The sequence below is a fragment of the Ornithinibacillus halotolerans genome, from assembly GCF_014637405.1.
GTDB lineage: Bacteria > Bacillota > Bacilli > Bacillales > Amphibacillaceae > Ornithinibacillus > Ornithinibacillus halotolerans.
In genome coordinates, this window is the sequence record NZ_BMEY01000005.1 from 93,291 (window position 1) to 107,120 (window position 13,830).

The 13,830-nt window shown below is 33.8% G+C and carries 12 protein-coding genes; 1 reads left to right on the forward strand and 11 read right to left on the reverse strand.

Going from position 1 to position 13,830, the window contains the following annotated elements; genetic code table 11:
* Positions 1-410: 410 nt before the first annotated feature.
* From IEV35_RS06280 to IEV35_RS06325, 10 genes are all read right to left on the reverse strand, one after another.
* Positions 411-1,196 carry an MBL fold metallo-hydrolase gene (locus IEV35_RS06280; RefSeq protein ID WP_188383828.1) on the reverse strand — a complete coding sequence of 262 codons (786 nt, stop codon included), beginning with the start codon at positions 1,194-1,196 and terminating at the stop codon, positions 411-413.
* The gene (locus IEV35_RS06285) at positions 1,193-2,104 is read right to left on the reverse strand and encodes a two-component system regulatory protein YycI (protein WP_188383829.1); all 912 of its coding nucleotides are present in this window, start codon (positions 2,102-2,104) and stop codon (positions 1,193-1,195) included. Before IEV35_RS06285 ends, IEV35_RS06280 begins: the two co-directional genes overlap by 4 nt.
* Before the next feature lie 2 nt (positions 2,105-2,106).
* A complete protein-coding gene (locus IEV35_RS06290; protein WP_188383830.1) occupies positions 2,107-3,420 on the reverse strand; it encodes a YycH family regulatory protein in 1,314 nt (437 codons plus the stop codon).
* Entirely contained in the window at positions 3,417-5,243 is a 1,827-nt protein-coding gene (gene walK / locus IEV35_RS06295) for a cell wall metabolism sensor histidine kinase WalK (RefSeq protein WP_188383831.1), read from the reverse strand. Before walK ends, IEV35_RS06290 begins: the two co-directional genes overlap by 4 nt.
* Before the next feature lie 5 nt (positions 5,244-5,248).
* Positions 5,249-5,953: a response regulator YycF gene (gene yycF / locus IEV35_RS06300; protein WP_188383832.1), complete on the reverse strand. Its 705-nt coding sequence runs from the start codon at positions 5,951-5,953 to the stop codon at positions 5,249-5,251.
* 176 nt (positions 5,954-6,129) lie between these two features.
* Complete coding sequence (locus IEV35_RS06305; protein WP_188383833.1) at positions 6,130-7,593, reverse strand: peptidoglycan DD-metalloendopeptidase family protein; 1,464 nt, start codon at positions 7,591-7,593, stop codon at positions 6,130-6,132.
* A gap of 407 nt (positions 7,594-8,000) precedes the next feature.
* Positions 8,001-9,374 carry a replicative DNA helicase gene (gene dnaB, locus IEV35_RS06310; RefSeq protein ID WP_188383834.1) on the reverse strand — a complete coding sequence of 458 codons (1,374 nt, stop codon included), beginning with the start codon at positions 9,372-9,374 and terminating at the stop codon, positions 8,001-8,003.
* 35 nt (positions 9,375-9,409) lie between these two features.
* The gene (gene rplI / locus IEV35_RS06315; protein WP_188383835.1) at positions 9,410-9,856 is read right to left on the reverse strand and encodes a 50S ribosomal protein L9; all 447 of its coding nucleotides are present in this window, start codon (positions 9,854-9,856) and stop codon (positions 9,410-9,412) included.
* Entirely contained in the window at positions 9,853-11,832 is a 1,980-nt protein-coding gene (locus IEV35_RS06320) for a DHH family phosphoesterase (RefSeq protein ID WP_188383836.1), read from the reverse strand. Before IEV35_RS06320 ends, rplI begins: the two co-directional genes overlap by 4 nt.
* 50 nt (positions 11,833-11,882) lie before the next feature.
* Positions 11,883-12,809, reverse strand: coding sequence for a YybS family protein (locus IEV35_RS06325; RefSeq protein WP_188383837.1), 927 nt, complete (start codon positions 12,807-12,809; stop codon positions 11,883-11,885).
* 209 nt (positions 12,810-13,018) lie between these two features.
* On the opposite strand from IEV35_RS06325, the gene IEV35_RS06330 reads away from it, so the two are divergent.
* Positions 13,019-13,504, forward strand: coding sequence for a hypothetical protein (locus IEV35_RS06330; RefSeq protein WP_188383838.1), 486 nt, complete (start codon positions 13,019-13,021; stop codon positions 13,502-13,504).
* A 67-nt stretch (positions 13,505-13,571) separates the two neighbouring features.
* On the opposite strand, the gene rpsR is transcribed toward IEV35_RS06330, so the two are convergent.
* Positions 13,572-13,808, reverse strand: a complete 237-nt coding sequence (gene rpsR / locus IEV35_RS06335) for a 30S ribosomal protein S18 (RefSeq protein WP_188383839.1) — start codon at positions 13,806-13,808, stop codon at positions 13,572-13,574.
* Positions 13,809-13,830: the final 22 nt, after the last annotated feature.

The following is a 13,830-nucleotide window of genomic DNA, read 5'->3' on the forward strand; positions in this document are numbered from 1 at the left end:
TCGTTCTTTTAAGGAACATAGAAGGGCTCTATGTTACCTTGTTACTGTATTTTCACTTGAATGGGAACATTGGAGCGGGCTATGTTACCTTATTAACGTGTTTCGTTCTTTTAAGGAACATAGAAGGGCTCTATGTTACCTTGTTACTGTATTTTCACTTGAATGGGAACATTGGAGCGGGCTATGTTACCTTATTAACGTGTTTAGTTCTTTTGGGTTACATAGAAGGGCTCTATATTACCTTGTTACTATATTTTCATTTGAATGGGAACATTGGAGAGAGCTATGTTACCTTAACTATACGTTTAATAATAAAAGTAACTTAGCCCGATAAAACAAGCCTTAGTCCACCATCCTCCACATCCAACACAACAAAAAAAGCGACTAAAAAAAGTCGCTCTCAACACAATCTATCCAACCTCATACATTGCAGTTGGAACAGCAGGATCTGTATCAAATAAATCAATCTCAATCCCGTGTTCGGTCAATATATTTCCTACAGACATACGGGCAAGGTCTTTCATATTGTTATCTTTACTTAAGTGTGCTAAATAAATACGTTTTGTATTATTATCGATAATATCAGTCAGTGCAAGTCCGCAGTCTTCGTTAGAGACGTGACCTGAATCACCTAAGATACGACGTTTGACACTCCATGGATATCGGCCCATGCGAAGCATGCCGACATCGTGGTTTGCTTCAAAGATATAAGCATCTGCGCCTTCTACAGTTTTCTTAATCCGCTCAGAAACGTAGCCTAAGTCTGTAACAAGGGCTACCTTTTTACCGCCGCTTCGGAAGACATAGAACATTGGCTCTGCGGCATCATGAGATACCCCAAATGACTCAACATCCATATCTCCAAAAGTCTTCACTTCTTCCATATTAAATACAAATTTCTGATCTAATGATATTTTACCAATAGAGTTTTCCATAGCTTTCCATGTTTTTTCATTTGCATAGATTGGTAGATTATATTTTCGGGCAATGATACCTAAGCCTTTAATATGATCACTATGCTCGTGGGTTACTAATATGCCTGAAAGATCAGTAGGGGAAACGTTGACTTCATTAAATAACTTGTCCATTTGTTTCCCGCTTAACCCAGCATCTACTAATATCTTTCCTTTTCCAGATTCAATATAAAATGCGTTTCCCGAACTCCCTGATGCAAGAACGCTAAAACGTAATGTCATTCAGATTCACTCCGATTACTCATAAGCTTTGCCATTAATATTTCAATCATTTGGTCATGCAACTCTTCATTTTTAGTTATACTTCTTGTACTCTCTATACCTTTTTGTATCATATCGTCCATAAATCCATCATTAACTGGAATAACAAAACGCTCAATCGCATTAACATAACGATTTTGTTTACCATCTATAGTAATTTTCCAAGTAGGAACGACAACAGGTGGAAACATGGAATAGTATCCTATCTTTATATCTGTCACTTCATCGTTTGGTAATAGTAAATTACTTTGGTATAGTCTCATAATTGCTTTTAATGGACTGATTAATGATTTCTTATCACTACTTGGTTCAACTTCACCAAGAACTGTTTGCGTATAAGCATCTATTTCATTATCGTCATTTAAATAAACAAAAATGATTCCACTTGAGTGATAATATACAGGTCGATCATTTTTTTCTTGGAAAAATACTAAGATATTACGTTCTTTATCCCAATAATCAAATGTATACTCACTACCTAAGTATACCGTACTAAATATAATTTGTTCTATAACTTCTTCTGTAGCATTTTCTGGAATTGCAATTTTCTCTTTTAACATGGATATGATAAAGCTATTGTTAATTACCTCAATATCTTGATTATCACGTGCAATTATTTCTTCTACTTCTTCTTTAGTAAAGGTTTTTTCCCTAATAGTTAAATAAACTTCATCTGGTAATGGATCTGGCAAATCAATTGATATTTTTATGTTTTCTAGTTCTAGTTGATCTAAATCTTCTAATTGACCCGAGTCATTGGCTGGCCCAAAGTCTTCATTACCTATCTTTTGGATGACTAGAAACAATAAGTAAATATCAAGAAGTAAGAAGCAGAGGATAAATAATGTTTTTATTTGACCCCATTGCATCCTCAGCTCACTCCTTTTTTATCAGATTCATCATCAATAATGACCTGTATCCATCTATTATTTACTTTAATAAACCATCCTGGTGTTAGGGATAATGAAATGTATTGACTATTGATCCCATGGTATCCTAAGCGATATCCTAGTTGTACATTTTGAATATCTTCTAATTCATAAAAAGCATGGTTCTCTAAAAATTCCATGACCGTATTAGTTGGATCTAGTTTGAATTCCTCTGGTGAAGTTGTACCTATTGTAAATAATGGCTGCCTATGCTCCATTAGTTCATCTGCCCAGCGCTGTTCTATCGTAGACAAGCCTTCAAAATTGTATATAGGATATCCTTTATGATACATCCGGTAACTAATAAAATTATTTCTCGACGTATCGATTGACTCCAGGTTATAGTCACTAGTCCAACCTTTATAGCCATTTATTTTATCAATACTACTTTCTAATAGCTCATTTAATGTCATCGGTTCTAGTATTTCCTGTGGAAGAATATATTCCATATTTAAGTGATTCTCAAATACTTGCATAATTCTAGGACCGTCCTGATACCAAATTTCATTGTCCTCTGAATTACTTATTTCCACATCTGATGGGTTAAAAAATAGTGCATTCTTTAGAATAGTTGGTTCTAATTTAGATGCAGTGAATATATACTTTGACATTTCAGGATTTATAGGTAAATAGATAGGGAATGCCTTATCCTTAAATACAATATATTCTTCTAGTCCCTCTAAGTTAATTATATAATCATAGAGCAAATCATATTTTTGTGTATTATTTACATCTGCCTTTATTTGTGTTTTTCCATCTGTTGATAGGAAAATAAATGTTAAAGTTTTGTTTGTCTTGTTTATAGTGATAAACATCCGCTCAAATTTCATATTAGGTAGCGTCATATTTTTCACATCATCATTTACGGTAAACAAACTAGGTATTAATTCCATCGGAAGTTCTAATGGATAAATAACTTCTAGCTGTAAATCACTATTCGGTCGACCATTTGCATCGACTACTCTGAGGTTATAGAGAACCCAAGTTTGCATATCCTCGTATAGATTATACATCTCGAGTGGATTGCTAAAACCAAAGTAGTTATCTTTGTATTTATCAAAAATGATCTGACTCGGTTGAACTAATGACTTCTTCGTTTCTTCCGTTCCACCTAGATTGATTTCTTCTTCATTTAGAAAATCATCTTCTTCTAAAAATTCATTATTTGGTTGGTAGCTCCACAGGCTATAAGAGAGTATTAGGCTTATTCCAACTAATATTGCTAGCGTATATGATTTAATCACTTCTAATTTCATACATTATACCTCCGCTTCTTACCCATTAGCGGTAGTGTAAATAAAATGGTTGTTCCTTTACCTTCTTTACTTTTTGCCCAGATTTTTCCGTGATGTGCTTCAACCAATTCTTTAGAAATAGCAAGTCCTAGACCTGTTCCACCAAATTTTCTTGTTCGAGCTTTGTCCACTCGATAGAAACGTTCAAATATTTTCTCTAACTTATCATAAGCAATACCCATACCTTCGTCAGATACTGATACTAGTAATTGATTCCTTTGTTTTACTACTCGACAAACAATGTTTCCACCCTCTGGGGAGTATTTAATGGCATTCGAAATAATGTTATCAATTACTTGAATTAACTTATCTTTATCGATATAGACAAATAACTTTTCATTGGGTAATTCACGGATAAACGTAATTTTTTCAGGTACATTCATCTCAAATCGATCAATAATATGATGGAATAAGGAAATAAACTCAGACCGCTCTTTTTGTAATTGTTGTTCCTTATTGTCCATTTTAGAAAGCTGTAATAAGTCGTTTACCATCCGGATCATACGCTCTGTTTCATTTTGTGTAACTTCTAAAAATCTTGGCGCAATCTCCTCGTTTTTCCATTCTCCATCAGTTAGCGCCTCGATATAACTCTTCATCGTTGTTAGTGGAGTTCTTAATTCATGTGAAACATTGGATACAAACTCCCGACGCTCTTGCTCAATTTTTTCCTGCTCTGTTACATCACTGATTACCGTAATAAAACCAGTGATTTCATCTCGATCATCGGTAACAGTGGAGAAGGCTGCTCGGATTAGAAATATTTCATCGTCATCACTGAAATCAATTATCATTGATCCACTTTCTTGTAATTCTGCTAACTCAACAACTTTTTCATCTAGCTTTAGCACATCAATAATTAACTCGCCATAACTTTCTTCTGGATTTATCCCCAATAATATTCCTGCCGCTTCATTCATTAAAGTCACTGCGCCAGTTTCATCTGTAGCAATAACACCATCCGACATATTTTCTAATACTGAATGTAATTTACGAGTTTCCTCTTCCGTTTTAGAATAGGAATGTTTTAGTTGATCATTTAAGTCATTAAATGCAATGGCTAACTGACCAATTTCATCTGTTCCATACACATTTACTTTCTGAGTGAAATCACCTTTACCCATTACTTGCGCTTGTTTACGCATTTCCATAATTGGTTTTGTAATTGCACGGGCAACTAGTACTCCTAATATTGCAGATACTAATATCGCAATGATAGAACCATTTAGAAAAAGTTGTGTAATATCATTTAATTGATCATAAATATCTTGTGATGGTGCTTCTACATAAATTACACCAACTACATTATGTTCGTCGTCAAACAAAGGAGTAGCTTGTTGATAATAGATATTATCATTACGATCTTTTTTCTCCCCTATTTTCTCTTCCCCTAAAAATAATGCCTTTTGAATAATATCTAGTGTTGTCTTCTTTCCTACTTTTTCTTGGTCTAAATAATTATTTGTAGCAGCAACACGACTTTGATTATCTACTACTAATAGTGTCCAATTACTTCCAGTATCAATATCTCTTATAATGGCTTGTAAATCTTGTCGTAGTGACGTCTCCATATCTTCCGTTCTTTCTTCATTAAAAGCATTTTCTAAGTAATAACTTAGTACACTAATTCTTCCATCAATTGAATTTTTAAAATTAGTAGTAAACTCTTTTTCTAATTCGGAAGAGAAGTATGAACCAATTATTTGTACCGCTACTAAAAGGAGTAGAATATATATTAAAACAAATTTGAGCTGAACAGATCTAAAAAAACCAACTTTATGCATAAAACCTACTCCTGTTCAGGACTTTTTAGATAGTATCCAACTCCACGTCGTGTCACAATCCAAATCGGATTACTTGGATTCTCCTCTATTTTTTCTCGTAATCTTCTTACTGTAACGTCTACTGTTCTTACATCGCCGAAATAGTCATAGCCCCATACTGTTTCTAGTAAGTGTTCTCTTGTCATCACTTGACCAATATGACGTGCTAAATAATGAAGTAATTCAAATTCACGATGCGTTAGCTCAATCTCTTTTCCATCTCTAGATACGGTATAAGCATCTGGATGAATTATTAATGAACCAATTGTAATATCTTTATTTTCATTTCCAGACTCTTCTGGAACATGTTGTTGTCTTCTCAGATTTGCCTTCACTCGTGCAATTAATTCTCGATTACTAAATGGCTTAGTTACATAGTCATCTGCACCTAATTCAAGTCCTAATACTTTATCAATCTCAGAATCTTTAGCAGTTAACATAATTATTGGCATTGTCTTTGTCTTTCTAATTTCTCTACATACTTCATTTCCATCTTTGTTTGGAAGCATAATATCTAATAAGATTAAATCTGGGTTTTCTGATAATGCTAATTCAATTGCAGTATCACCATCATTTGCAACTATTACTTCATAACCTTCTTTTTCTAAATTGAATTTTAATATATCTGCAATCGGTTGTTCATCATCTACAACTAAGATTTTCTGTCCCATACTACCACTCCTTCTTATTTCTATATATATATATTCTGAAAATAAAATAATTTTTATTTGTATTTTCTTTATTTTAACGCACTTTATATAAAATGTCTTGTTACTCTTTAATTTTATACATTTGTTAAATATTAATAAAAAACTGACTCACATTGGCTATGAGTCAGTTTTTTAATTTATTTTAAATAACTTAATGGATTTTGTAATGCTCCATTTTTATAAACTTCAAAGTGTAAGTGAATTCCAGTTGAGTTTCCTGTAGAACCCATTATTCCAATTTGTTGGCCTTTTTGAACGGTTTGACCTGGTTTTACATGGATGGAAGAAAGGTGAGCGTAGATCGTTTTCATTCCATTATTATGGTTAATCTCAATTTTATTACCAAAGCTACCTTGGTATCCTGCAAATACTACAGTACCATTATCCGCTGCTAAGATAGAACGGTTAGAAGGACCTGCAATATCAATTCCTTTATGATATGAACCCCAGCGACTGCCTTGATGGCTAGAAATATAGCCTCCAACTGTTGGCCACTTTAGACTGCCTGTTCCGCGTGAAGGAATAACTTTTGTCCCTTTAACGATTACTTTATTTACCGGTTCTTTTACAACGTCTTCTTCGAGAACATTTTGATTAACTACTTTTCCATTACGAATTTCGATTGCATAATGGACTACTTTCTTACCATCTGAACCTTGTTGTTGAACTTCTTCATCACCTTTAAATAGTTTATCCGAGTTAACAACTTCAGTCTGGTAAGCAATCTTTTCCTCTTTCTTTTCTTCTTTATGAACAACAACATCAACAAATGGCTTTAGTTCTGTTACATTGATTTCTTGTCCAATTTGAATTAAAGAGTCTTCTTTTAGTGAAGGGTTTAGTTCTAATAAAGTATTCAAGCTAAGGTCATATTTAGAAGCAATTTCCCCTAATACTTCTCCCTCTTGAACAATGTGTTTTTCATCTTCAAGGGTTCCTTTTTCTAATAGTTTCAGACCTTCTGAAATAGTTAAAACTTCTGAAGGACTAATTTTTTTAGTAGAATATGAAACTTCTTCGGACAAAGATACGTCTAATATTATAGAATCACCAACTGCAAGGTCTGCTGACTTTGAGTCAGAAGCGATTTGGGGACCGTTCGACTCAGTAGCAGATTTTGCAGACTCTAAAAATTCTAGTGTCTCTTCATCAATATATTTCAGTTTGTAATCTTCCACTACTTTTCTAGCATCATGTTCATCTTCAAAGTATCCTACAACCTCATCACCAATTGATAATTCAATTGCTTCAGCCTTTATCGACAAATTATCCTCTAAATACTTCGCAATAGATGAATTCTCAACTGTAGGTTTGAATACTAATTCTGATACTAGTTCAACATTTTCACCAATTGTTAAATCAACATCTTCGTAATTATCTTTTGCTTGATCAAGTATCCTTTGAATTACTTGATCAACAACCTGTTGACTACTTACTTGTCCAATATGTTTTCCGTCTACATATACATGCTGAACTGTTTCTAAGTGATTTGATTCTTCTGCAAAGGCTATTCCCGTAGCTAATACCGTAACTAATACAGTACTAACTAACGCTTTTTTAAGCAGCTTGCCTTTTGGCTGCTTTACTTTATTAGAAAACACACGAGCTCCCCCTAATTCACCAATCTATATATAAAATATTATAAAAATTTAATAGTTTAAAAGACCTATACTTTTACTCTACTAATCTACCACATATTCATTAAGGAAGGAACACTATCCGCCCTTTTGTAAACAAAATGTATAATAACCACCAAAATTTTACGAAAAACTTGTTTGTTATCATAAAATATTGTTGAAATCACGGGCTTTTCCACTTTTTAATACAGATATATTACATTCTTGTAACAAAATGTAATAATTTAGTCGTTTAATACTTAGAAGTAAGTTTATCAGGTAGACATTATCGAGAAGGGGATTATATTTAGATTAAGCTATTTGTTTAAGAAAAAATAAAAAAGAGAGCACTGACGCTCTCTTTTAGGATTACTACTATTACGTTATTTTTATTATGCATGAACTGGCTGTGGCGGAATATCACTCTCTTGGTATCGGTGATCTAAATCAACGAATTTATTATATTCCTTTACAAATGCAAGTTCCACCGTTCCAACAGGACCATTACGTTGCTTTGCCAGTATAATCTCGATTATATTCTGTTTCTCTGTTTCTTTATCATAATAATCATCACGATATAAGAACCCAACAATATCTGCATCTTGCTCAATACTTCCTGATTCACGAAGGTCTGACATCATTGGACGTTTGTCTTGTCGTTGTTCCACTCCACGGGAAAGCTGTGATAATGCAATTAGAGGAACATTTAGTTCACGAGCTAGTCCTTTTAAGGAACGAGATATTTCAGAAACTTCTTGCTGACGATTTTCCCCTGGTTTATTACCACTACCCTGAATTAATTGCAGGTAGTCAATAAGAATCATGCCTAGTCCGTGTTCTTGCTTTAAACGGCGGCATTTAGAACGAATTTCACTTACACGGATACCAGGTGTATCATCAATGTAGATACCTGCATTAGATAAGCTTCCCATCGCCATCGTTAGCTTTGTCCAGTCATCAGCTTCTAATTTACCGTTACGTAAACGTGTGGCATCAATATTACCTTCTGCACATAAAATACGTTGAACAAGCTGGTCAGCTCCCATCTCCAAACTAAAGATAGCAACATTCTCATCTGTTTTAGTAGCAACATTTTGCGCAATATTTAGTGCAAATGCCGTTTTACCTACAGAAGGACGAGCAGCAATAATGATTAAGTCATTTCGCTGAAATCCTGATGTCATTTTATCTAGTTCACGGTAACCAGTTGGAATTCCAGTTACATCACCTTTACTTTGATGAAGGCTTTCAATCTTATCATACACTTCAATTAAAACATCTTTAATAACTTTAAAACTTCCAGTATTTTTTCTACCGGATACTTCTAAAATACTTTTCTCTGCTTCGTTTAATACATCCTCAACCTCGTCTTCTCGAGAGAATGTAGTTGTTACAATATCTGTTGCAGTTCGAATTAGACGACGTAGCACAGACTTTTCTTCTACAATTTTGGCATAATATTCTATATTAGCAGCTGTAGGCACACTTTCGGCAAGTTGTGCTAAATATGTTACCCCACCTGCTTCTTCCAATTGGTCGTTATTTGAAAGAGCTGAAGTTACCGTAACTAAATCAATTGGCTCTCCTCGATCAGATAATTTTAACATCGTTTCAAAGATTCTTTGGTGACTTGCACGATAGAAGTCACCAGGCAATAATAACTCAGATGCTGTTGAAAATGCCTCTGGTTCAAGAAAGATTGCACCTATGACAGCTTGTTCGGCTTCAATATTATGTGGCGGAGTTCGATCGCTCCATTCACTCATACTCAGTCTCCTCCTTTAACCCGACCACAATTACTTTATTGTTCAACAACGTGCACCTTCACTGTACCAGTAACTTCAGGATGAAGTTTAACTGGGACGTTCGTGTATCCTAATGCACGAATGGGCTGTGCTAATTCAATTTTTCTTTTATCAATTTTTATACCATGATCTTTATTTAAAGTATCTGCAATCTGTTTACTTGTAATTGAGCCAAATAAGCGGCCACCTTCACCTGATTTAGCTTTTAATTTTACTTCTAAACTTTCTAGCTTCGTTTTAAGTTGTTCAGCTTTCTCTTTTTCTTCTTGTTCTAGCTGTTTTGATTTACGTTTCTGTGCTTCTAAAGCTTTCATATTTCCTGATGTAGCTTCTTCAGCTAGATTATTTTTTAGTAGATAGTTTCTAGCATAACCATCTGAAACATTTTTTACTTCGCCTTTTTTCCCTTTACCTTTTACATCTTGTAAGAATATTACTCTCATTCTGATTCTCTCCCCTCATAATACTCATCTAAAATGTCTTTTAATAATGCTTCTGTTTCATCTATTGTTGTATCTTCTAATTGAGTGGCAGCATTTGTTAAATGGCCACCACCATTCATTTGTTCCATAATAATCTGTACATTAATTTCACCTAAAGAACGGGCACTAATTCCAATTTTACCATCATTTCGTTCAGCAATAACAAAGGACGCTGAAATTCCAGTCATTGTCAGTAATGTATCAGCTGTTTGTGCTATTAATACTGGTCCAAATACATCACCAGCATCTGCCTTCGTAATCGCAATCGTATTACGGTATATACTAGCACGTTCTATTAATTTGCTACGTTTAATATATAGATTCAAATCCTCTTTTAGGAATTGTTGTACTAATATTGTATCTGCACCTTTAGCTCGTAAATAGGAAGCAGCATCAAACGTTCTTGAACCAGTACGCAAAGTGAAACTTTTTGTATCAACGATAATACCGGCTAACAATGCTGTTGCTTCTAGCATTTTCAGTTTCTTGCCTTTTGGTTGATATTCAAGTAGTTCAGTCACTAACTCAGCGGTCGATGATGCATATGGTTCCATATACACAAGAGTTGGATTTTCAATAAATTCTTCCGCTCGTCTATGGTGATCGATAACTACTCGATATTCCGATTTATTCAAAATCCGTTTACTTACTACCATAGATGGCTTATGAGTATCTACTATGACAATTAATGTACGAGAAGTAACTAAGTCTTCGGCTGATTCTGGATCTATAAAGTGTTGCCAAATACTTGGCTCTGCTTTTATCGCTTCAACTAAACGATACACTCCTGTACTAACGTCATTTGGATCAAATACAATATATCCATCAACACCATTTGTTTGGGCAATATTTAAAATACCAATAGCAGAACCAATCGCATCCATATCTGGTGCTTGATGTCCCATTATTATGACTCGATCACTAGCTCTTACTAAATCCCTTAATGCATGGGAAATTACTCTTGCTCTTACACGAGTTCGTTTCTCCATCGGGTTTGTTTTCCCTCCATAAAAACGAACCTTTCCAGTGTCATCTTTAATTGCGACTTGATCTCCACCTCTGCCAAGAGCTAAGTCTAAACTGGATTGCGCTAAATGCCCTAGCTCAGGTAAACTAGCATTACCTACACCAATACCGATACTTAATGTAACCGGGATATCCAATTCAGAATTTAATTCATGCATATCATCTAATATATCGAATTTGGTTTGCTCAAGATGATTTAAAATCTCTTTTGTTCCCACCGCTAAGAATCGGTCTTGTGAAGTTCTTTTTAAATACAGTCCGTTATCATGAGCCCACTGATTTAAAAATGCTGTTACTTCTGAATTCAGTTGGCTTTTTATCGTATCCTCCATGTTTTGAGTAATTTCATCATAGTTATCAAGGAAAATAAAAAATAATACCGTTTGGTCATTAAAATATAATTTTTCAAGATCTGCCTGTTCAGTGCGATCAAATAGGTATAATAAACGTTCATCCTTTTTAAGAATTACTCTAAATTCATAATTATTTATTGGGATATGAAATTCTTCTTCTTCCTCTTTTTCTTTAATTTGTGGAAGAAGATTCTCTGAAATAATATTTAGTGACTCACCAACGATTTTTTCTACTTCTGTTACTTTATGAATATAGTGGTTTGTCCACTCCACTTTATACTCTTCGTTAAATAGTACTATACCAATAGGCATTTCAAGTAGTGCTTCTTCTCCGACCTTCTTCACTCGATAAGACAAAGTAGAGATATATTCTTCTGTTTCAACTGATAATTCTTTTTCTACTTTAATTGAGTAATAAAAAGACAGCACAAGTAAAACTGTCAAGATAGCTCCAATAATCCATTCAAAATACCAGATAAACCCGAGTAAAATGACAGCTAAGCTATAAATCAGCCATATATGCTTACTTAACTTTGGTCTATTCAACATATCGGACATTCCAATCAGCTCCTACCAATGAGCATTCTTGATGATTTGTTCGCATTTCTCTATTTTACCATACGATCCCGAAGACCAAATCCTAAGTCAATTATACCTAAGATTCGAACCAATGGAAGTAATAATGGAGCAAAAAGTAAAGCAACTACAATTATAATAATCGGAATTGCAATTGAAAGTTTTTTACGATGGGCAAAGAAGAATATAAAAGATAATCCTTGCAATACCACAAAAAGACCGGTAAGCATTAATACATTTTGTATAGCAGTGAACACTGGACTTGTCGGATCGTTTTGGAATAAAGAAATAACTATTGCCAATAAGTAAATCCAGATAAGTACAGTTGGGAAACGTAAATTTCTAAACTTCGGAAATCGTAATTGTTTCTTATCAAACCTATTAAGTATTTTATAACTAATCCATTGGCTTAGGAAAGAAAGCACAAGTGAAATAATGACAATGGCAACTGGCACTAATTGTTTATAGAGCTCCAGTTGTTGTTCAACTACACTTATTTGGTCTTCTGTAAGATTTCCTAGACCTAATTCCATAGCAATTTCTTGACTTGTTTCTAAAGTTTCATCAAGTTGTTGATTAAACTCACTAAGAATATTGATATCAAAGACAAGTAAAGTAAATAAAATTGCCATCGTGATACCAACAGCAAATCCAATCGTACCTCTAGCCCATGTTTCATATGGGGTACGTTCTTGATTAATTGCTATTCCAATCATAATCCCGCTAATCCCAGCAAGTATAACGAATGGTAGCGATATTAACGTTGCAAATAGGATTGAAAGTAAACTAGCAGCAACAAACATAATGATTGAAGGTAAAATGCTATGTCTTGCAGCAAAAATAATAAATGGAACAGCAATAATAAAGGCTAACAACGGTACAATCATGGTCAATATAAGTAAAACTAAAAATATCACCGTTAGTAGTGCCCCATCTTTTAATTGTTTAGAAATATTCATTCAGTATGCACCTCATAGTTAAGAAAATGTTTATTGTAATATGATAACATGTTTGTTTTTGTTTATGGTATTAGAAACGAGAGAATCCTGGAAGAAGAAATGAGGGCTCCTTAATAGAAAGAGAAGAAATTGTACGTGATTGTTCAAGCTTTATCTGATAGGTTCTATTATAATATAAAGTAAGACATAATTAAAGGATTGAAAAGCAGATGATATTTTGGCAGACATTTTTATATAGTGTACAACTCCCAACAAAAAACGCAGTATTTAAGTTAAATCGTATCCCAATGGACATAACTGTATTCTACATGTTCTTTATGCTCTTTATCATATCTATTCCATCTTTAATCAACCAATTAACAAGAAGTAGTGGACTTGGTTCAGATATGAACATCGTATTCAAATTAATTTACTTCTTTATCTTTAATTATTTACCATTAACTATTATTGTTTTTCTATTAATTACTTTCGTTGCTTACCTGTTTACTTGGATTGCAAAAGTTATGCAAAGAAAGTTGAAATTACAAATAATATGGAAGATGATTGCCTACACAACAACTATTCCGTTTATTATTTATACGGTTGTTGCATTATTATTTCAAGTTAATGATACTTATTTACTGCTTTCTGCATTTTTTTCAAGTGCACTTTTGATAAGGATTATTTCTATTTATCCAAAAAGAAGAAGTAAATAAGAAGTTTATTGATTAAAACAAGAAATTAAAAAGACTATCCCTTTCTTAAAGAGATAGTCTTTTAATATTACTCACCAACATATGGTAATAAAGCCATTTGACGAGCACGTTTAATTGCAATTGTAAGTTTACGTTGATATTTCGCTGAAGTTCCAGTTACACGACGAGGAAGAATTTTTCCACGTTCTGAAATGAAACGTTTTAGAAGATCAACATCTTTATAGTCGATGTGTGTAATACCGTGCGCTGTAAAATAACACACTTTACGGCGTTTACCACCGCGTCCACGACGAGCTGCTGCCATTTATAACCCTCCCTTTTATTGT